The sequence below is a fragment of the Hyphomicrobium sp. DMF-1 genome (assembly GCF_027886585.1).
GTDB lineage: Bacteria > Pseudomonadota > Alphaproteobacteria > Rhizobiales > Hyphomicrobiaceae > Hyphomicrobium_C > Hyphomicrobium_C zavarzinii.
On record NZ_CP115706.1, the window covers coordinates 2,847,548 to 2,868,682 of the forward strand.

General features: G+C 65.1%; 16 protein-coding genes. 7 read left to right on the forward strand and 9 right to left on the reverse strand.

The genetic code is table 11. The features are described from left to right. Positions 1–69: 69 nt before the first annotated feature. A complete protein-coding gene (locus tag PE058_RS13060) occupies positions 70–1,020 on the forward strand; it encodes a diacylglycerol/lipid kinase family protein (RefSeq protein WP_271028586.1) in 951 nt (316 codons plus the stop codon). Between the two features lie 24 nt (positions 1,021–1,044). Here the strand turns inward: PE058_RS13060 and PE058_RS13065 are convergent, their stop codons facing one another. The 4 genes from PE058_RS13065 to PE058_RS13080 all read right to left on the reverse strand — a co-directional run bounded on the left by PE058_RS13065 (position 1,045) and on the right by PE058_RS13080 (position 4,658). Further along, positions 1,045–1,545 (reverse strand): flavin reductase family protein, encoded by a 501-nt coding sequence (locus tag PE058_RS13065; protein WP_271028587.1) that lies wholly within the window; start codon positions 1,543–1,545, stop codon positions 1,045–1,047. Positions 1,546–1,721: 176 nt separating this feature from the next. Then, on the reverse strand, positions 1,722–2,339 hold the full coding sequence (gene rpsD / locus PE058_RS13070) for a 30S ribosomal protein S4 (protein ID WP_020086496.1): 618 nt from the start codon (positions 2,337–2,339) through the stop codon (positions 1,722–1,724). A gap of 277 nt (positions 2,340–2,616) precedes the next feature. Beyond that, positions 2,617–3,240, reverse strand: a complete 624-nt coding sequence (locus PE058_RS13075) for a hypothetical protein (RefSeq protein WP_245257677.1) — start codon at positions 3,238–3,240, stop codon at positions 2,617–2,619. A 140-nt stretch (positions 3,241–3,380) separates the two neighbouring features. Continuing rightward, positions 3,381–4,658, reverse strand: coding sequence for an RNA methyltransferase (locus tag PE058_RS13080; protein ID WP_020086494.1), 1,278 nt, complete (start codon positions 4,656–4,658; stop codon positions 3,381–3,383). 152 nt (positions 4,659–4,810) lie between these two features. Here PE058_RS13080 and PE058_RS13085 point away from each other — a divergent pair, with 152 nt between their 5' ends. After that, complete coding sequence (locus PE058_RS13085; protein ID WP_271028588.1) at positions 4,811–6,028, forward strand: NADP-dependent isocitrate dehydrogenase; 1,218 nt, start codon at positions 4,811–4,813, stop codon at positions 6,026–6,028. Between the two features lie 524 nt (positions 6,029–6,552). On the opposite strand, the gene PE058_RS13090 is transcribed toward PE058_RS13085, so the two are convergent. Continuing rightward, positions 6,553–7,122, reverse strand: a complete 570-nt coding sequence (locus PE058_RS13090; protein WP_020086491.1) for a hypothetical protein — start codon at positions 7,120–7,122, stop codon at positions 6,553–6,555. Between the two features lie 368 nt (positions 7,123–7,490). Here PE058_RS13090 and PE058_RS13095 point away from each other — a divergent pair, with 368 nt between their 5' ends. After that, complete coding sequence (locus tag PE058_RS13095) at positions 7,491–7,724, forward strand: hypothetical protein (RefSeq protein WP_020086490.1); 234 nt, start codon at positions 7,491–7,493, stop codon at positions 7,722–7,724. Between the two features lie 180 nt (positions 7,725–7,904). Here PE058_RS13095 and alaS read toward each other — a convergent pair whose 3' ends face one another. Both alaS and recA read right to left on the reverse strand, forming a co-directional pair. Beyond that, positions 7,905–10,604 (reverse strand): alanine--tRNA ligase, encoded by a 2,700-nt coding sequence (alaS, locus tag PE058_RS13100; RefSeq protein WP_271028589.1) that lies wholly within the window; start codon positions 10,602–10,604, stop codon positions 7,905–7,907. A 346-nt stretch (positions 10,605–10,950) separates the two neighbouring features. Then, on the reverse strand, positions 10,951–12,117 hold the full coding sequence (gene recA / locus PE058_RS13105) for a recombinase RecA (RefSeq protein WP_051113819.1): 1,167 nt from the start codon (positions 12,115–12,117) through the stop codon (positions 10,951–10,953). Positions 12,118–12,302: 185 nt separating this feature from the next. Here recA and PE058_RS13110 point away from each other — a divergent pair, with 185 nt between their 5' ends. Together PE058_RS13110 and PE058_RS13115 are read left to right on the forward strand one after the other, a co-directional pair. Continuing rightward, the gene (locus tag PE058_RS13110) at positions 12,303–12,593 is read left to right on the forward strand and encodes a flagellar basal body rod C-terminal domain-containing protein (RefSeq protein WP_271028590.1); all 291 of its coding nucleotides are present in this window, start codon (positions 12,303–12,305) and stop codon (positions 12,591–12,593) included. A 145-nt stretch (positions 12,594–12,738) separates the two neighbouring features. Next, positions 12,739–12,933, forward strand: coding sequence for a DUF6494 family protein (locus PE058_RS13115; protein WP_020086486.1), 195 nt, complete (start codon positions 12,739–12,741; stop codon positions 12,931–12,933). Positions 12,934–12,947: 14 nt separating this feature from the next. On the opposite strand, the gene PE058_RS13120 is transcribed toward PE058_RS13115, so the two are convergent. Next, positions 12,948–14,915, reverse strand: a complete 1,968-nt coding sequence (locus tag PE058_RS13120) for a hypothetical protein (RefSeq protein ID WP_271028591.1) — start codon at positions 14,913–14,915, stop codon at positions 12,948–12,950. Between the two features lie 216 nt (positions 14,916–15,131). Then, entirely contained in the window at positions 15,132–17,720 is a 2,589-nt protein-coding gene (locus PE058_RS13125) for a hybrid sensor histidine kinase/response regulator (protein ID WP_020086484.1), read from the reverse strand. A gap of 227 nt (positions 17,721–17,947) precedes the next feature. Here PE058_RS13125 and PE058_RS13130 point away from each other — a divergent pair, with 227 nt between their 5' ends. Both PE058_RS13130 and PE058_RS13135 read left to right on the forward strand, forming a co-directional pair. Beyond that, positions 17,948–18,295, forward strand: coding sequence for a flagellar biosynthetic protein FliO (locus tag PE058_RS13130; RefSeq protein WP_020086483.1), 348 nt, complete (start codon positions 17,948–17,950; stop codon positions 18,293–18,295). Between the two features lie 151 nt (positions 18,296–18,446). Next, entirely contained in the window at positions 18,447–21,134 is a 2,688-nt protein-coding gene (locus PE058_RS13135; RefSeq protein ID WP_271028592.1) for a DUF3772 domain-containing protein, read from the forward strand. The last annotated feature ends 1 nt before the right edge of the window (position 21,135 follow it).

Here is a 21,135-nt window from a genome sequence, read left to right on the forward strand (position 1 = left end):
AATCTAGCGCGCAACCAAATCCCGCCGCAGTGCATTTTCGGAGCGTACACTCGAAACGGAGCGTTCAACTTGGCTTTCGACGTATTCGTTCCCGCAGGACCGGATGAGCCCCCGCAAAACCGCAACCGCGGGCTCGCGTGCCGGGCTCTCGTCAACCTCCGCGCCGGAACCGCGCTCGGATTATCGCCTGACGTCATGCGCGAAACGATCCGCAACGCGTTTGCGGCGCAGGGCTACGATATCACGGTGGAGTGTCTGCCCCCGGACGCGATCGAGCCCGCCATCGTGCAGGCTGTGAAGGAGAAAATCGACATTTTGATCATCGGCGGCGGGGACGGCACGGTGCGCACCGCCGCGCGCCATCTCGCCGGCAGCGACATCGCCCTCGGCATCCTGCCCCTCGGCACGATGAACCGGCTCGCCAAAGACCTCGAGATCCCGCTCGATCTCACGCGGGCGGCCCAATTTCTCGCTCGCGCGAAGCCGATGAAGATGGACGTCGCCAAGGTCAACGGCAGCCTCTTCCTCTGCAATTCGCTGATGGGAGCAACGCTCCGCTATTCGGTGGGGCGGGCGCGTCTGCGCGGACGGCCGGCCACTGAACGGCTACCGAGGTATTTCGCCCTCATCCGGGAAATTCTCGCAAGCCGCCGCAAGATCTCGATCGCAGTCGACAACGGCAAGGAGCTCATTCGCATCCGCGCGCTGTCCGTAGCCGTGACCAACAACGGCTACGACGAGGATACGGTGTGGCTGCGCCGGTCCAAGCTCGATCGCGGCAAGCTCACGATGTACGTCTCGAAGCATCGGAGCGGCTGGGGCTTGGCGAAAGCGCTGCTGCGCGCGCTGCTCGGCCGATGGGACGATCCCGAGATGACCAAGATAACGGGAACGGGGTTCGTGATTCACTCGCCGCTCAAGCGCAAGCGCCTCGCGAACGACGGGGAGATCAGCAAGTTCGACACGCCGCTGCGGTACGAGATCGTGCCGCGCGCTCTGACGGTGCTGGCGAAGGGTTAGATGGCCATTCGGAACGGCCGCACGTCAGGACTTCGAAAAGCGCGTGGGGAATAGCGCCGCCGCGCCGTCCATCGTTCCGGTGTCGCGATAGGCCAGAGGTATCGCGGTCTTGTCCCGCAGCTCGCCGCCTGTCACCCGCCCGACCACCAGCACGTGATCGCCGGCCCGACGCTCGTCCTCGACTGCGCACTCGAACCAGGCAATGGCATCGTGCAGCAGCGGCATCCCGGTGCTGCCCTTCGTCCAGCTTACCGACGCCAGCTTGTCGACACTGGCCGGCCGGCCGAAGTGAGCGGCGAGCGCCAACTGCTCCTTCGAGAGCACGTTGACACTGAAAGCGCGCCCGCGCTGCAGCAGAGCATACGAAGCATGGCGGGGATTCACGCTCAACGCCAGGAGCAATGGGTCGAACGAAACTTGTATGACCCAGGCGGCCGTGAAAGCGTTCTGCTCTGCTGCATCACCGACGCCGATCACGTAGACGCCCTGCGTGAGGCGTTGAAACAGTGCTGCGATGTCACTCATTGCTCCGTCTTCTCCGTCTCCGGATCTCGCACCCGCGCGCTTTACGAAGCGACCATGCTCGGCCTCGGTTCCAAAGTAAAAAAGGCCGGCGTCTGGGACGCCGGCCTTTTCCGAATTCGATGGCTGGGTATTGCCCAGCGAGTAGGACGCTCAGATAGCGCGAGTAGAACGCTCGTTTAGCGCGAGTAGAACTCGACCACGAGGTTCGGCTCCATCGTGACCGGATAGGGCACGTCGGAGAGAGCCGGAACGCGGGTGAGCTTCGCCGTCAGCTTGTTCTGGTCGACGTCGATGTAATCCGGGATGTCGCGCTCGGCGCTCTTCAGCGCTTCGAGAACGAGCGGAAGCTGGCGCGACTTCTCCTTCACCTCGACCACGTCGCCGATGCGAACGCGGAAGCTCGGGATGGTGACGCGGCGACCGTTCACGGTGATGTGGCCGTGCGAGACGAACTGGCGGGCCGCGAAGACGGTCGGCACGAACTTGGAGCGGTAGACGACGGCGTCGAGGCGGCGCTCGAGCAGGCCGATCAAGTGCTCGGACGTCGAGCCCTTGAGACGGGTGGCCTCGACGTAGAGACGCGAGAACTGGCGCTCGGAGAGGTTGGCGTAGTAGCCCTTGAGCTTCTGCTTGGCGCGGAGCTGCTGACCGAAGTCGGACAGCTTGGACACGCGGCGCTCGCCATGCTGGCCGGGACGGCTCTGGCGCTTATTGAGCGGGCTCTTCGGACGGCCCCAGATGTTCTCGCTGAGGCGGCGGTCGATCTTGTGCTTGGCGCGAATGCGCTTCGTCATGGTAACGGCACTCCAAGAGTTGCTGTTGGTTTGTAGCCTGGAGCGCCCCCTCCTCTGCCCGTCCTGTCCCTCGCGGGTGTAACGGGCCGACAGGTCAAACCCAAAAAGGGGTCTGCCGCGGGTGCGCGAAATAGAACGCGGGCCAAAGCGGCCCGCGTCGTGAGAGCTTCCTTAGTCGAGAGCAGAGGCGGCGTCAATGGGCGCCGTTAATCATAAGCCCCGCCAGACGCCCGAATTTCTGGGCCGATGCCCCAATCAGCGGCGGTTTGCAGGGGCCTTACTTCTTCTTTTCGGCCGCCGGGGCTGCCGCTGCACCCGTGGTCTCGGGCGAAGCCGCCTTCTCGTTCGATGCGAGTGCCGGGCCGGCCTTTACGTAGGCGGCGACCAGATCCTTCACCTTCTGACGCTGCTCCTCGGTGCAGGTCTGGGGCGGGGTCTGCTTCTCGTCCACCACGACTTCCTTGTCGCCGTCCTTCTCGACCAGCTTGATCTTGCCGGAGAGCAGCATGACGGTCGTGAGGTGGAGCTGGTTGATGTACAGCGTTTGCTGGTCGCTCCACTTTTTCTTGTCGACCTCACGCTTCATCAGAGAGCGATGGTTGAGCGTCTGCTCCTCGGGGAGGTTGCAGACCTGCGCGTGGGCGGAAATACGGCCGACGCGGACGACCTCACGGGCCACATCGAGCGGCACCATGGCCTGCTCGCGCTTCGTCTTGTCGACGACGATAACGGTGCCGTCCTTCTTGCTGAACTGCTGGGGCGTGAGCGACCAGGCGTAATCCATGATCACCTGCACGGACTTATCGCTGAGTTCACCCTCGCCGGCCGAAGCGACCGTCGGAGCCAGCGCCATCGCGCCCGCTGCTGCTACGGCCATACCGAGCCATGCTCTTTTCGCCATGATCATCGTCCGCATCATTTGCCCCTGCTGCGATCTGTTTATTGTCCCGCCACGAGCCCAGGCCCGGTTCGCCTCCGGGTGCTGGTTGAGCCGTGTTTGCGGGCATCGCTCTGCCCAAAAACTGGCAAGATCATGGCGGTCTACGAAGACGGCTTGCGGCTGTGGCCTTTGCCTCTTGAAAGAGTGGCAACAATACCACGAAGAGAGCGCACTTCCTGCTCCGTGAGCGCCATCCGCGTGAACATTGTCCTCAAGTTTTGGACGACAGAAGGGCGTTTCTCGACCGGATTGAAGAATCCGAGCCTATCCAGCTCGGATTCGAGGTGGCCCAGAAGGCCGAAAAGCTCCTCTTTTTCCGCCAAGCGGTCAGATCCGAGGTTCAGGCCTGTGGATATCGGGGCTTCGTAGGTGGTGACGCGGCCGAGGGAGCCCTTTCCGCACTCTCTTATCCAGCAATAGCCCAGGAGAAGAACGGCTTGGGCCAAATTGAGCGACGCAAACCGGGAGTTCACGGGAATCATCACGAGCGCGTCGGCGTTGGCGATCTCGCTGGTCTCGAGGCCGTTTCTCTCGCGCCCGAACAGAATTCCGCAGCGCTCACCCCGGCTGATCCTCTGCTGGAGCGCTTCAATCGCTTCCTCGGGGGTGAGGACCGGCTTCTTCAAGGGCCGCTGGCGGGCGGTGGTGGCCACCACATAGGTCAGGTCGCCCATGGAGGCTTCGAGCGTCGGATAAGACCGCGCGTCGTCGATCACGTAATTCGCGCCGGACGCCGCGATGCGGGCCTTCTCGTTGGGCCAGCCATCGCGCGGGGCCACGAGGCGCAGATCGTCCAAACCGAAGTTGGCCATGGCGCGGGCGACCATGCCGATGTTGTCGGCAAGCTGAGGCTCGACCAGGATTACGGCCGGCGTTTCGCCGGGGCCAGCCACGGGCTCGCCGGTGATGTGAGCGCGGCGGATGCCGTGGCGCAGCTTGCGCAGCACGCGGCGCGACCAGAACCAGTAATTCTCGCCGGACCAGGTTTTCTCGAGCGCGGCGATGGCGGGTGTCGTCAGCGTTTCCGTGCCTTTGCCGACGAGGCGCACGGAGCCGTCTCCGACTATGATCTCCTTGTGGGCCGCAATGAAGTCGTCGAGCGTATCGAGACCGCGCGCCTCCGTCCGCCGCTTGCAGCCGGGGCAGGTCGCCCGGTCGCTCTCGCAGCGGAGCTCCGCGCAATACGTCAGGATACGGTCGAGGGCGCCCCGGTCGAAATCAGCCATGCCGAGGGCGGCGAGCCCGTCGTCGATGGTCTTCTCGTGGCAGGCATGGACGAGAGCGGCAACGGGAAGCGCACGGGCGGACACCATCGGCACCCGATCTCCCGATTCGGATGCGATCTCGATGTCGCCGGCGGTGGTGGACAAGACTTGCATGGGCTCGCAATAGCATCACCCGCCCGGAAAAGTCCCGCCTTACGTGGCAGGCGGCCGGGGGAGACCGTTCTATACTTATCGCCTCCTTGTTGCAGCGCACCCCTGAGGCTAAGGTCAGGCAAAATCCACCCACCCCATCCGAAGGCCTTTCCATGCAGAAGATCAAGGTGACCGGCACAGTCGTCGAGCTCGACGGCGATGAGATGACACGCATCATCTGGAAGCTGATCAAGGACAAGCTCATCCATCCCTATCTGGATGTGAACCTCGAATACTACGATCTCGGCATCGAAAGCCGCGACAAGACCTCGGACCAGGTTACGGTCGACGCAGCCAACGCCATCAAGAAGCACGGCGTCGGCGTCAAGTGCGCGACGATCACGCCGGACGAGGCGCGCGTCAAAGAATTCAATCTCAAGGACATGTGGAAGAGCCCCAACGGCACCATCCGCAACATCCTGGGCGGCGTGATCTTCCGCGAGCCCATCATCGCCAAGAACGTGCCCCGGCTCGTGCCGGGCTGGACGCAGCCCATCGTGATCGGCCGCCACGCCTTCGGCGACCAGTACAAAGCCACCGACTTCAAGTTCCCCGGTAAGGGCAAGCTCACCATCAAGTTCGAAGGTGAGGACGGCAGGGTCATCGAGAAGGAAGTGTTCAAGGCGCCGGGCGCGGGCGTGGCTCTCGCCATGTACAATCTCGACGAAAGCATCCGCGAGTTCGCGCGCGCCTCCTTCAACTACGGCCTCAACCGCAACTTCCCGGTCTATCTCTCGACCAAGAACACCATCCTCAAGGCCTACGACGGGCGCTTCAAGGATCTGTTCCAGGAGGTGTTCGACGCGGAGTTCAAGGACGAGTTCGCCAAGCGCAAGATCGTCTACGAGCACCGCCTGATCGACGACATGGTGGCCTCCGCGCTCAAGTGGAGCGGCGGGTATGTGTGGGCCTGCAAGAACTACGACGGCGACGTGCAGTCCGATACGGTGGCGCAGGGCTTCGGCTCACTCGGTCTCATGACGTCCGTGCTGATGACGCCCGACGGCGCGACTGTCGAGGCGGAAGCCGCGCACGGCACCGTCACGCGTCACTATCGCGAGCACCAGAAGGGCAAGGAGACCTCGACCAACTCGATCGCCTCCATCTTCGCCTGGACGCGGGGCCTCACGCATCGCGCGAAGCTCGACAACAACGAGGCGCTCGCGAAATTCTCGGCCACGCTGGAAAAGGTCTGCGTCGACACCGTGGAAGCTGGCTTCATGACCAAGGACCTCGCGCTCCTCGTCGGCCCCGATCAGAAGTGGCTGTCGACTTCGGGCTTCCTCGACAAGATCGACGAAAACCTCAAGGCCGCGATGGCGAAGTCCTGAGCCTCTACGCGGTTACCCAAAATAGACCCGCTTCGGCAGACGCCGGGGCGGGTTTTCCTTTGCGTGAGAGAATAGGGTGTGGCCGCAGCCGGCGCGGCGGAAGATATGCGCCTGAAGCTTTCCGCCTCGGCGCCAGCCTCGATCCGGCGCTCGCTGCCGGAAGGCAGCCGCTCTCGCGCGCCTTCAGACGATCAGTTCAGGCGGGCGCCCGGACGCGGCCCTGCAAGAGGAACGCGACGGCGCTGATAACGGGCGCATGCCCAGTTCTTACCGAAGATCAGACGGAGAAACCCTTGCCGCAAAGCGGCAACGAGGCTCTCAAAGCGCGCATAGGCGCGCAGACGTGTGCGCATGTGTCCTGTTCGCTCATGAAATTCCCCCGAGACCGGCGATTTTAGCCGAGTCGACCGATCAGCGGAGCGGGCAGGGAAAAAGTTCCCGGCCCGTGTTGGGGGCGCCAGATATAGATCAGCGCGTAGCCGGTCAATGGACGACTTGCCGCGAGGGGAAGCCCTTATATCGCGTTAAGGGACATAGGCGCCGAAGCTAGACCGGAGGTTGCGGGCATGGCCGAGACCCGCGTTGGTGATCTCGTACATCCCTGTGCTGTTGGCCGGCTGGCGGATCAGCTCGAGCTTCTTCAGCCGGTGGAGCTGGGAGACGACGGCCGAGGGCGTATCCTGGAACCCCCGCTGCGTGAGGGCACCCATGAGTTGCTGCAGCGAGTAGGCTTTAGCTTCGCGAGAGAGCGCCTCAAGCAGCACCAGCTCCCGCACCCGGCTGCGCTGGTTACGCCCAATCTCGTCGAGAGCCGAGCCCTCGGCATCGGCCTCGGCAGCCGTCAGATCGGAGGGCGAAGTCTCAGAAATCGGCGCGTGGAAGCCGGGCATGGGATAGGTTGCAGCGTCCGCCGTCGCGATCACCTGCTCCACGACATCAAGGCGGCGGCGGATCTCGTCCAGCAACCGGCGCCGCTCGGCGGTGGAGACACCACTAAGCGCCACCATGGGGTTGAACACCTCACGGGCGAACGTCGCGAAAATGTGTGTGACCTGATCGTGGCCAGGTCCGCCCGCGGTGCCATCGGCGGCCATCGCCTCTACTCCATACGAATGGAATTGAATGGCTTTGCATTCGCGCGCTGCCGATGCGAATGCGTATGGTTCCTTCTATTGCATTTGATCCGATGCGTCGCAAGCCAGATGGCGTTGCATTCATTTCATTCGTTACATTTCACTCTAATCCGGTTCGTCAACGAACTGATTTTGCTTATTTTTTATCGTCTTCTTGTCATCGCAATTCGAAGGAATGCGCCGGCTTCGAGTTGTGTCCGCATGCATTAAATCAAATTCTTCGCCGTGCTCTTCAAGGTATTCCGTCAACTCACGCTTTTCATGTTCGCACTTGTCCATCTTAAGGATGTTTTCAGCTTCCTCCCGACGGCGATTGAGGGAGGGGTGCGATGGCGGCGTCTTCACAGGTTTCCGAGCTTCTCTACGACCTGGTGCTCGATCCGACGCTTTTGGATCTGGTGCTGGCGATGCCCGATCTCACCTGGCGCGAGATCGCGACGACGGCGGCGACGCTGATGATCTGGGACATTCTCTCGAAGCCGCTGATCGCACTCTGCTGGCGGCATTCGCGGCGCGGCCTCTCGTGGGGGCTGTTCAAGCTGGCGATGGCGTGCAGACCGTGAGTGAGGCAGTGGGCAGTGGGCAGTGGGCAGTGGGCAGTGGGCAGTGGGCAGTGGATGGTGCCTGCGTGCTTCTCCGGCGCAAGCGGCCATGCGAGCAAATGTGCGGGAGCGCGCGATCCGATACCGTTGGATCGCACGCTCCCGCATGTTCTTTGTCGCGTTGTCTTGAGCGAACCGGCTTTAAGCGCCGGCGCCGAGACGGGCTTCGATGGCGGCGAGCGCGTCCGGAGCCTTGGCGCCGTCAGGGCCTCCGGCCTGGGCCATGTCCGGCCGGCCACCGCCGCCCTTGCCGCCAAGGGCCTCCGCGCCGACCTTCACGAGATCGACAGCGCTCCAGACCTTGATCAGGTCCTCGGTCACGCCGACCGCAAGGCCGGCCTTGCCATCCTCGGTGACGCCGACAATGGCGACGACGCCCGAACCGACCTGCTTCTTTCCGTCGTCGACGAGGCCGCGCAGGTCCTTCGGGTTGAGCCCCTGCACGGAGCGGGCGAGCAGCTTCACGTCGCCCACCGTGCGCACGGCGCTGGCGGGCGCCGAGGCGCCGTTCTGAGCCGGCCCGGCTACGCCGAGCGCAATCTGCTTCTTGGCCTCGGCGAGCTGGCGCTCGAGCGTCTTGCGCTCCTCGACGAGGATCTTCAGCCGCTCGACGAGATCCTCGGGCCGCGTCTTCAGCACGGCTGCCGCCTCCTTGAGACGCGCATCGGCTTCGGCGAGGTAGGCGCGTGCGCCATCGCCGGTCAGCGCCTCGATACGGCGCACACCGGCCGAGCTTGCACTTTCGGCTACGACCTTCACGAGACCGATATCGCCCGTGCGCCGCGCGTGCGTGCCGCCGCACAGCTCGACGGACCAAGCCTTGTTCGCGCCGGGGGCAGCGTCGCCCATGGAGACCACGCGCACCTCGTCGCCGTACTTCTCACCGAACAACGCCATGGCCCCCGACGCCTTCGCATCCTCGAGCGCCATCAGGCGCGTCTCGACCGGACTGTTCTGCAGCACGATCTCGTTGGCGAGCTTCTCGACCTCGGCAATCTCATCCGCCGTCATGGGCTTCTGGTGCACGAAGTCGAAGCGCAGGCGCTCCGGCGAGACGAGAGAGCCCTTCTGGGCCACATGGAGGCCGAGCACTTGGCGAAGGGCCTCGTGCAAGAGGTGGGTTGCCGAATGGTTCGCACGTGTCGCCGTGCGCCGCTCGTGATCGACCTCGAGTTCGACGGCCTCGCCGGACTTGAAGCTGCCCTTCTCCACCTTGCCGAAATGCACGAACAGGTCGCCGAGTTTCTTCTGCGTATCCGTCACGCGGAATAGCGCACCCTTGGCGCCCCGGATGACGCCCTCGTCTCCGACCTGGCCGCCGCTCTCGCCGTAGAAGGGCGTCTGGTTGAGAATAAGTGCGCCTTCCTCGCCGACCTTCAGCGCCTTCACCGGCTTTCCGCCGGCGACGATCGCGCGGATCTCGCCTTCAGCCACCTCGGTGTCGTAGCCGAGGAACTCGGTGGCGCCAGTCTCCTCCTTGATTTCGAACCAGATCTCCTCGGTTGCGGCCTCGCCCGATCCCTTCCAGGCGCGGCGCGCCTCCTCCTTCTGCTTCGCCATGGCGCTGTCGAATCCCTTGGTATCGACGGCGATGTCGCGGGCGCGCAGCGCATCCTCGGTGAGATCAAGGGGGAAGCCGTAGGTATCGTAGAGCTTGAAGGCGACATCGCCCGGGAAGACGTCACCCTTCTTCAGGCTTGCCGAAGCTTCGCCCAGCAGCTTCAAGCCGTTACCGAGCGTCTTCTTGAACTTGGTCTCCTCGAGCTTCAGCGTCTCGGTGATGAGCGCTTCGGCGCGGCCGAGCTCCGGATAAGCCGCGCCCATCTCGCGGACCAGCGAGGGCACGAGGCGGTACATCAGCGGATCGTTGCAGCCCAACTGGTGAGCGTAGCGCATGGCGCGGCGCATAATGCGGCGGAGCACGTAGCCGCGGCCTTCGTTCGAGGGCAGCACGCCGTCGGCGATCAGGAAGCTCGTGGCGCGCAGGTGATCGGCAATGACGCGGCGGGCGGGCTTCACGTCAACGCCTTCGGGGTGATCGGACGCGCCGAGCTTGCGGCACTCGTCGCGGATCGTAGCGATCAGGTTCCTGAAAAGATCGATCTCGTAGTTGTCGTGCGTGCCCTGGAGCACGGCTGCGATGCGCTCAAGCCCCATGCCGGTATCGACGGACGCCTTCGGCAGATTGATGCGCTCGCCCGAGGGGAGCTGCTCGAACTGCATGAACACGAGGTTCCAGATCTCGATAAAGCGATCGCCGTCGGCATCCGGCGAGCCGGGCGGGCCGCCGGGGATCTTGGGCCCGTGATCATAGAAGATCTCGGTGCAGGGGCCGCACGGGCCCGTGTCGCCCATCTGCCAGAAGTTGTCCTTGGTGGCGATGCGGATCAGCTTGTCGTCGCCAAAGCCGGTGAGCTTCTTCCAGATGGCGTGTGCCTCGTCGTCCTCGTGATAGACGGTGACGGAGAGGCGTTTCGCGTCGAGGCCGAACTCCTTCGTGATGAGGTTCCAGGCCAGCTCGATCGCGCGCTCCTTGAAGTAGTCGCCGAACGAGAAGTTGCCGAGCATCTCGAAGAAGGTGTGGTGGCGGGCGGTGTAGCCGACGTTGTCGAGGTCGTTGTGCTTGCCGCCGGCGCGGACGCACTTCTGCGAGGAGGCGGCGCGCACGTAGGGTCGCGTCTCCTGGCCGGTGAAGACGTTCTTGAACTGCACCATGCCGGCGTTGGTGAACATCAGCGAGGGGTCGTTGCGCGGCACGAGCGGCGACGACGGCACCACCTCGTGGCCCGCCGCCTTGAAGTACTCGAGAAACGCCCGTCTGATCTCGTTGACGCCAGTCATCTCATAATCCGTGGTTTGGCCACCGACCGACAGAGACCGACCAACTCAGCTTTCGTCATCCCGGTGCCCTGACGGAGCCGGGCTCCATCTCATGACGGAGCCATGCTTCGCACGGACAACGGCCGGGATCCACGACGCCTCGAAGTCGAGGTACGGAGACTTGCGTGGACGGCCGCCTTCGCAGCCAAGACGGGGTAGAAGCGGTCGGTGCCGGTCGCGCTCGGAAGGCGCTATTGGCTATTGGGCTGCTTTTAGCCGTCTGGCCCTGGCCTTGTCCAGAAACGCAAAAGGCGCAGCGCCGGGCTTCCCCAGGCTGCGCCCAATGATTTTCCTCGTATTTTCCGGATCAGCGCTTGGCGCCGCGTCCTGCCCCCTTCTTGGCGGCGGCGTCGGACGCCTCCGGGAGCACGCCGTCCTCGTCTGGCATCTCGGTGTCGGCCGAGGAGCCTTCGTCGTCCGGATCGGTCAGCATCTTGTCGACGATGAGCCCTGCACTGGCCCGGATCGCCTTCTCGATCTGATTGGCAATCTTGGGATTTTCCTTGAGGAACAGCTTGGCGTTCTCGCGGCCCTGGCCGATGCGCTCGCCCTCGTAGGAGAGCCACGCGCCCGACTTCTCGACGATGCCGGCCTTGACGCCGAGGTCGATCAACTCGCCCGTCTTGGAGATGCCCTCGCCGTACATGATGTCGAACTCGACCTGCTTGAAGGGCGGAGCGACCTTGTTCTTGACGACCTTGACGCGGGTCTGGTTGCCGATCGTCTCCTCGCGCTCCTTGATCTGGCCGATGCGGCGGATGTCGAGGCGGACGGAGGAGTAGAACTTCAAGGCGTTGCCGCCGGTCGTGGTCTCGGGGTTGCCGAACATCACGCCGATCTTCATGCGGATCTGGTTGATGAAGATCACCATGCACTTCGATTTCGAAATCGAGGCGGTGAGCTTGCGGAGCGCCTGGCTCATGAGGCGCGCCTGGAGACCGGGGAGCGAGTCGCCCATCTCGCCGTCGAGCTCGGCCTTGGGCGTCAACGCGGCCACGCTATCCACGACCACAACGTCGATCGCACCCGAGCTTACGAGCGTATTGGTGATTTCGAGCGCCTGCTCGCCAGCGTCTGGCTGGGAGACCAGAAGATCCTCGATCTTCACGCCGAGCTTCTTGGCGTAAGCGGGATCGAGCGCATGCTCGGCGTCCACGAACGCGCAGACGCCGCCCTTCTTCTGGGCTTCCGCGATAACCTGAAGCGTAAGCGTGGTCTTGCCCGAGGATTCCGGGCCGTAGATCTCGATGACGCGGCCCTTGGGCAGACCGCCGATGCCGAGGGCGATGTCGAGGCCCAGCGAGCCCGTCGAGACGGCCTCGATGTCCATGGAGCGCTCGTTGGCGCCCAACCGCATGATCGACCCTTTTCCGAAGTTCTTGTCGATCAGCTCCAGCGCCTGCGCGAGTGCCTGCGCCTTGTTCTTGTCCATCATACTTCCCCCTTCGACGACACGCAGGTCCGGCTTGTTCATGTGGCACCTTATGGCATGTTAACGGTTGTGGTTACAGGTTCGGGGCGACTCGACGCGTTGGATAAGTTGTACTTGTTTTGTTCTCATCTGTCTACGTGTGATTGCGTGGCTGCGGAAAGTTCTTAACGGGCTTTTAGGGGCTGGCGGTCAGGGTGGAGGTGTCTGGGCTCCCGGAACCGGCCTCCATGTTCGCTCCCCTCACCATCGCCTCCAACGGCCTCGCGGTCCAAGCGCAGCGGGCTGGGGAGATTGCGTCGAGCATCGCGGCGACGGGTGCGACGGCGCCGTCCCCCTCGTCTCCCGCGAGCGGCACGCCGGGGGTTCGTGTGGGCGCGCTTCCTGTCGGAGACCCGATCGAAAACCTCGTCTCGCTCAAAGAGGTCGAGCTTGCCTACCGCATGAATGCGGCCGTGCTCTCGACAGCAAGTGAAATGCTCGAGACGCTGCTCGACGCCGTCTCGACCCAGAAGCGCTGATCCTCCGCTGAACCTAAGTCGGCTCTTCTCGTTGGGAGAGAGCTATGATGCCTGCCACGCCTGCGCCGCCCCGCACAGGGCCGCGCTTAACCCGCTGTGTGCCCGGAGTGTGCGCGCCCAAACGAGAACGAGATGGAGACACGTCATGGAAAACGAGCACTTCAATCTGTCGCTACGCCGCTTCCTCAAGGAAGTGGGCATCTCCTCGCAGCAGGAGATCGAGCGGATCGTGCGCGAGCGGGCACTCGCCGGCAAAGGCACGCTGAAAGTGAAGATGGTGCTGACGGCGGAAGGGACCGATCTTCGCCATGAGGTGGACGGGCGCATCGACCTCGGCTGACCGGCCTCAAGTGATCAGCCGCGCGGCGGGCGGCGGCGTTCGTTGAACCAGGCGCGGTACTCCGTCATCTTCCCGCGTTGCGCTTCGGGCGCGCGGCGCTTGCAGGTCTTCGCCTCGTCGCTGCCGTCTGCCGCGCCCCAGCGCAGCTCCACACAGTCGTTGACGTTGTAGGCCATCTCCAGCGCGCCGATCCGGCCGACGACGTCCTTGAGAGTTAGCGTCCACGCCGAGCCATCGCTGCGCGTATAGGTGAACTTTCGGGCCTCCAGGTCGGACGACAGCGAGCGTTCCAGCGCGTCCTTTACATCGGCCGCGCTCTTGCCGGGCGGCATCGCATAGCGCTCGGGACGGCGGGCCACGCGGTCGGGGAAATGGCGCACGACGTCGATGGCGATCAGCAGCCGCAGGTCGCGGGAGGGCGTCGCGAAGTCCTCCCACGCGCCGGTGGTCTCGAAAATCGACGCGCCGTCCGGCATCGCCACCTCGGCGCCGCCGCCATCCTGATACTTGCGGCCGTTCTCGACTGACGTGACGCGGGCCTTCACCTGCTCCTCGAGCGCGACGACGGCCTCCCTCATGGCGCGATCGGGGTCCAGCGGATTGGGGGAGATCACGTCGTCCATGCGATCGTAGAAGTCCTCGATCGCGAGTGCTGCCTGATCGCGCGAGAAATCGCCGTAGCCCGGGTTTTTCTCGATCTCGGCATTCGCAAGCCTGCGCAAACCGCCTTTGCCGCGCATGATGGGACGAAAGCGCTTGAAGCCGGGCCCGCCCAGCGCCGGGTCCTGGGCGAACAGGAAGTTGCCGCGCCAGAACCGCTTGCGCGCGATGGTCCCATCGGGCTGCCCATCGACGGCGAGCAACACGCCGGCCGCATCGCTCGTCTGCGACACGCGCTTTACCAGCACCAGAAGGTGCCCGTAAGGGTCCGCGTAGATGGTGCCCGGGCGCAGCGTCTCCTGCTTGAGCGACACAGGGTAATAGTCGCTGTTGTCGTCATCGGCCATCGTGCGCCCGTTGCCGGAATGGACGCTGTTGGCGACCGTCGTGCGGATGTAATACCCGAAGCCGGGCACGAGGCCCGGCGGTCTCTGGGGCACCTTGGTGGCGGGCGGCGTTTGAGCCGCTGCCCCGAACAGTCCGAAGAGCTGACCGCCCGAGGCGGCGGGCGCGGGCTGTTGCGGCGCCGGCGGTGGCTCCTCGTTCTCGATGTTCCACCACTGTGCGCAGCGCGGCGGCTTGCCCTTGTCTCCGCGCGTGCACTTCGCATATCCAAACGGCAATCCCATCTTGAAGGCGAAATAGGCGCGCAGCGTATAGGGGAGATCCGCGCAGTCGGGCTTCACGATCTGCCCCTTCTCGTCCTCACCGAGCCCCAGGTGATTGAAGAGCACGTTGCGCGAGCGGTCGCGCAACACCTCGTGCAGCGCGGGCCAGGACAGCGTCTGATCGGGCGGGGCATCGAAGAGAAGCTCGATCCAGGCGGAATAGAGGTTCTCGTTGGCGCGGCTCCAGGCATCGCGCACGGGCCAGACATTCTTGGACGACGCGCGCAATCCCGGCGGGCGCTTGCGCTGAACGGCGACCTCCTGGAGGATCGTGCCGCACTCGCCCGCCGCGCCGTCGCGCACGAGCTTCGCTTGCCATTTTCCCGCTCCCGGCGCGGCGACCTCGGCATACCAGAAATAGGGCGGCCCGCCGTGGCGATCGCTCGACTTCGCGGCGACGCTTCCATCAGGCGCCACGAGCGACAGCTCACCCGTGAGCGCCTGCTCGGCCGTCACGACCACGCGGAGCGGCGCGCCGGACCAGGGCGTCAGCGGGGCGGCGAGAATGGAGATGCCGAGGCTTTCCTCGCACTTGGCAGCGGCCTTGGGAGCGGCGCTCTTGGACTGGGCTCCGGCTACGACAGGAAGAAGCGACACCCCGGCGATCAGCAAAACGGCTGTCGCAACAGCGGCATACCGGTGGGGAGCCCTCACACGCGCCTCCCGAGGCTTCCTCGATCCGTTGGACAGTATTGTGAAGGCTTTGGCTGAAACGTGGCAAAGCCGTGCCGGCGTATGCTTAAGCGCCGATTTCAGGCCAGAGCGAGCGCGGCCCTCGATTCCTCGAAACAGTGCTTTTCTGAAAACACGCGCGGGAACGCTTCTCGTCCGGAGAAGCGCGCCCGCGTCGTGGTTTCGCAATTTGGCGGCTCAGCGCGCGAGCTGCTCTTTCACCTTGGCGGCGAGCTGGGGCAGAGAGAACGGTTTCGGCAGGAAGGCGAACTGCTCGTTCTTGTCGAGGCTGGTCTCGAAGGCCTCGTGCGGATAGCCCGACACGAAGATGATCTTGAGGTGCGGGTTCTTCTTGCGAAGCTCCTTCAGCAGCGTCGGCCCGTCCATCTCGGGCATCACCACGTCGGACACGACGAGATCGATCTGGTCCTCGTGCTGCTCCATAAGCTCCAGAGCCTCGACGCCGGTGGAGGCTTCCAGCACCTCGTAGCCCTGCCGCTTCAGCGCGCGAACCGCGAACGAGCGCACGACGTCCTCGTCCTCGACGAGCAGCACGCGGCCCGAGCCCGTGAGATCCTGGGGACGCTCTTTCTTGGCCGTCTTCTGGGCCACGATCTCGTCCTCGTTGTCGGGCAGGTAGCGCGGCAGGTACACGCGGAACGTGGTTCCGTGTCCGGGCGTGCTCTCGGGATAGATGAAGCCGCCGGTCTGCTTGACGATGCCGTAGACGGTCGAGAGGCCGAGGCCGGTGCCCTTGCCGACGCCCTTGGTGGTGAAGAACGGCTCGAAGATCTTGGCCATGACCTCGGGGGGCATGCCGGAGCCGGTGTCGGAAACCTCGATGAGTACGTATTCGCCGACAGCCATGCCGTGGTGGGCGAGGCGCTGGCTGTCACGCTCGGTGACGTTGCGGGTCGTGATCGAGAGCGTGCCGCCCTCGGGCATCGCATCGCGCGCATTGACCGCGAGGTTGATGACGACCTGCTCGAACTGCGTGCGGTCTGTCTTCACGTACCAGAGATCGCGGCCGGACGGCATCTTGAGGTCGATGGTCTCGCCGATCGAGCGCTTGAGGAGCGGGGCAAGATCGCCCAGCACCTCGCCGAGCTGCAACGGCTCGGTCTGCAGTGTCTGGCGGCGGGAGAAGGCGAGCAGCTTGGCCACCAGACCCGCGGCGCGCGTGGCGCTCGAGCGGATGTTCATGATGTCCTTGTGCGCGGGGTCGGTCGGCCGATGCGTCTGCAACAGCAGGTCGGAGAAGCCGATGATCGCGGTGAGCACGTTGTTGAAGTCGTGCGCGATGCCGCCTGCGAGCTTGCCCACGGCCTCCATCTTCGAGGACTGGGCGAATTTCGCTTCGAGCGCCTTCTGCTCGGTGGCGTCGATCAGGTAGAGGATCGCGGCTTCACGCGCATCCTTGGCCTGGGTGAGCGGGGCGAGGTAGAGGCGGCGCGAGAATTCGTTCTGCGAGCCGACGGTGATCTCAATCGGCGTGGGGCTGACGGTTCCGGCGATCGCCTGCTTGATGGCAGTCTCCACGGACGCCGTCATCTCCGTATCGCCGAACTTGCAGAGCGCGGCCACGGCAGGTGCACCGATGGCGGCCGATCCGTCCGGGATCATGCGGGCGAAGGCGGCGTTGGTGCTCATGAGGCGTCCATCGGCGCCAACGGTGGCGATGCCGAACGGCGCAGACTGGAAGAAGCGCGCGAAGCGGATCTCGGCGGCACCGGGATCGCCGTCAGCAGCGCTCGCCTCACGGCGGAAGGCTGCGATCAGAAGGCCGCCCTGGTTATCGCGGCGGGCGAAGAAGCGGAGCGGAACGGACGCGCCCTTGTCCAGCTTGACGTCGAGGTCGACGCCCTGGCCGTGCGTGTAGAACGCGGCGGCGGCGTTGGCGATCAGCTCGGCGCCTTCGGGCGCGACGATGTCGGTGATCTTCAGGCCGCGGTCCGAAAGGCTCTGCGGCTCGATGCCGAGCCAGCGCAGCAGCGTGGCATTGAGACGGCGGACGACGCCGCGGCTGTCGACCTCCATGAGGCCGGCGGGGACGCTGTCCATCCGCTCGAGGGTCGCTTCCAGCGTCTCGACCGCGCTGGCCTGGCGGGCGCGCTCGGCGGTTACGTCCGAGATGGTCCACAGCACCATCTGGCCGAGTTCCCGGTCGTGCCCCGGCACATAGCAGGGGCGCTGGCTGACGCGGAGCAAGCGGGCCGGACGGCCTGCCGCGGCGGCGATCTCGATCTCCTCGCGCCACGGCTCGCGGCGGGAGGCGGCGCGCTCCAGGCGGAAGTAGGCGGCAGCGGCTTTCGGATCGCCCGCGAACAGGGTCTCCAGCGCGTTCACCTCGCCCGCGGCCGTGACGCCGACGAGATCGGCAAGCGTCTTGTTGGCGTAGAGCGGGCGGCCGTCGCGGCGGGTGACGATCAGGCCGTCGTCGAGGCTGTTGGCGAAGGCGCGGATCAGGTCGTCGTCGCGCACGCGTTCGCCGATGCGGATGTGCCCCGCGACGTAGCCGAACACGGCGAACAGGCCGAGCATGGCGAGCACGGCCATGAGCGTGAGGAGCAGAGGCTCGCCCGCGGGCGAAGCAACGAGCGCGAGCACGAGCGCGCCGGCGGCGAGGGCCGCGGCGACAATGGGGACGATTCCGGGCTCTTGGGCGCCGCCGTTTACGGCTTGGGCTTGGGCGCGGGCCATGCCGGGTTGAGGTGGGCGGATATCGCTATCGCTCATGAAGGCGAAAGCTATCTGATTCTCGGCCGCAGCCGCCTCGGAAGCCTGCATGGAAACTCTGGAACTCATACGCTTACGCTACGCCCGTGTCGTGCCCTTGAGGGCGAGGCAAGGATCCTCACGCCGGCCGTATCGACCGTCCGTGGCACCCATCCCCGCGCCCTTCTGTCCATCCACAGTTCGATCATTAGGGTTAAAATGGCATGAATTCCGCGCTATACGGGCTCCAGACATCGGGCTCGGGGAGGACGCGCGAGGTAACTCGCGGCGGTAAGCACATGTGGGATATCGTTTATTACCTCTCCATCGTGCTGTTCCTCGCGGTCGCGATGATCGGAGGCGCATTTGCCGTGCGTGCCTACATGGGCGGTACCGGGCCGATGCAGGCGGTCGGCGCCCTGTTCGGACCGAAGCCCGAGCGGCGCCTTTCAATCACCGAGCAGTACAACATCGACAACCGCCGGCGGCTCGTGCTGATCCGGCGAGACGACGTCGAGCATCTGATCATGACCGGGGGTCCGGTCGACCTGGTGATCGAGACGGGAATCGGCGCTCCGCATGACCCGCGGGCCGACAGCGCGGCCTCCGGCGCAACAGTCTCCTCCCGTGCGCCGGGTCGTGGCTAAGCTTCGCGGGGACGGGCACGAGGTTGCCCCGCGCAGGGGCGGATGCGAACCTCCCCATGCCCCGAGAGGGGCGCCCTCGTTCCGTCCGGCAGCTTCGGGCCGTCCGGCAGTTTCGGGGATCTCGATGCGTGTCCCCTCACGAGGATCGTTCATGGTTTCGCACCGCTTTTCGGCCCGGCTCGCCGCCAATCTTCTGGCGCTGACGGCTCTGCTCCTGGCGAGTATCGGCGGTGGCGCATTCGCCCAGCAGGCTCAGACGGGAGTACAACAGGCCGCACCCGGCGCGGCTCAGGCTCAGCCTCCCGCAGCTCCTGCCCATAACGGGGCCGCTCCGGCCGCCGCGCCCGACGCGCAGGCAGCCCCCACGGCGGCGGCTCCCCCGGCAGAGCCGGCCCCCGCGCCCGCACCTCCGCCCGCCCCTGTCCTCTCTCCTGCCGACATGCAGGCGATGGAGGAGGTCCGTCTGCCCGCGCTCAATCTCAAGACGGCTATCGAGACTCTCGAAAAGTCGGTCGAGCGCAATGCGGAGAACGACGAGGAGCTGGAGCGGCTGCGCGTGGAGCTTACCGGCCTCATGGCCGGCGCGCAGCAGACGCACGATAGCTTGAAGCCCAAGTCCGACGCGCTGCGTCAGCAGATCGAGAAGCTGGGCCCGCCGCCCGCGAAGGATGCAGCGCCCGAGGCCGAGCAAGTGGCCAACGAGCGCGCGCGCCTCAATGCCATGGCGGCGGAGGTGGACGGCGCCCTCAAGACCAGTGAACTCGTGCAGGTGCGTGCCCGCCAGCTCAACGCGACCGTGCAATCGACCCGCCAGAGCCTGTTCGCAAAGCAGATCCTGAAGCGGACGCCCTCTCCACTCGCGCCGGTCACCTGGCAGCACCTGACCGACGATGTTCCCGGCACGTGGCGGCAAGTCACGGATTCGCTCTCGATCTGGATCGACTCCGCATCGCGCAAGGGGATCGAGCTTGCGGGCCTTCTCGCGGGCGTGCTGGTGCTGTTCATCGCATTGACGGCGCTGGTGCGGCGCTTCCTCTCCTACCGCCTCGACCGGCCGCGCGAGGCGCCGCCCGGGTTCTTCGAGCAAGTGTCCGCCATAGGTTGGGTCGCGCCGCTCCTGGCACTGCCTTCGCTCGCCGGCATCGCACTTGCCGCCGTGGGACTCGACAACCTCAATTTGCTCACGCTGGAAGTGGGGCAGATCGCAAAGGCGGCGTTTCCGGCGCTCGTCATCTTCGTCGCCGTCTCCGCGCTGACGCGCGCCATTCTCTCGCCCCGGCGTCCTCTCTGGCGCGTGGTCAATCTCTCGACGCCTGCGGCCCGCACGCTCACGCGCATCATCACGCTGATTGCGGCCGTCTTCTCCGCCGACCTCATCCTGCAAGAGGCGATCAAGCGGCTCTATCTGCCGCTCTCCATCTCCATCATGGAGACGGCACTCACCAGCATCTTGATCGCTGCCTTGCTGCTGCTGCTCGTCCGCACTCCGTTCGAGCCGAAAACATCCGTGTCCGGCGCGCTGCCGCATGGCGACGGCGTGACCGCCGCGACGCCCGTCTCGCGCTACAGGCCATATCTCATCAAGCTGCCGCTGCTCGCCATCGCAACGGCCATCCTCGCGCTGTCTCTCGTCGGCTATGTCGGCCTCGGCCGTTTCATGACCACCCAGGTGGTGGTGACGGGCAGCGCAATCGCGCTCGTGCTCGTGTTCCACCTTGCAATCCGGGCCATGCTGGAGGAGCCGGGCACGGGAACCAAGCCGCTTTCGACCGTGCTCGAGGAACGGGTCGGTCTCGACTCCGACCAGAGCACGGCGCTCACGCGCACGCTGTCGCTCCTGCTCAACGGCGCGCTCGCACTGTTCGCGCTGCCGCTCATCCTGATGACGTGGGGCTACTCTCCCGCGGAAGCCCTCGCGTGGCTCAAGGCGGCCGTGTTCGGATTTGAGGTCGGCGATTTCCGCATCTCGCTGGCCCGCATCCTGCTCGCGGTTTGCCTGTTCCTCGGGCTCATCTTCCTCACGCGGCTCGTCCAGCGCTGGCTCGACACGGGGATACTCAAGTCACGGCGCATCGACCAGGGCATCGCGAACTCAATCCACACGGCCATCGGGTATGGCGGCTTCATCGTGGCGGCGCTCGCGGCCGTGTCCTACGGCGGGCTCGACATCACGAATTTCGCCATCGTCGCCGGTGCGCTTTCGGTCGGTATCGGTTTTGGCCTGCAGTCGATCGTCAACAATTTCGTCTCGGGGCTCATCCTGCTCGTGGAACGGCCGATCAAGGTCGGCGACCGCGTGGCCGTGAAAGGCCAGGAAGGCTACGTGCGGCGCATCTCGGTCCGCTCGACCGAGATCGAGACGGCGGACAAGGCGAGCCTCATCGTTCCGAACTCTGATCTCATCACCTCGGCGGTGACGAACTGGACGCACCGCAATGCGCTCGGGCAGGTGGTCGTGCGGGTGGCGGTGAGCTACCGGTCCGATCCCGACCGCGTGCGCGAGATCCTGCAAAAGGTGGGCGCGGAATGCTCGCTGGTGCTCCAGCATCCGCCGCCGGGGGTGACCCTCGACAACTTCGGACCGAACGGGCTCGAATTCTCGCTCGCCGCGGTCATTCCCGACGTCAACAAGGCGGGCGCGACACAGACGGATCTGCGGCTCGGCATTCTCAAGGCGTTCCGCGCGGCGGGCATCGAGATCGCCTACGCGCAGCACGACATTCACCTGCGCGATCTCGACGGGGTGAAGATGCTGCTGATGCGGTTGGCCGAGGAGCGCGCGCGGCAGGCGAGCATGACCGTCACGGAGCCGAAACCCAAAGGCGGCGGGACGGCATAGG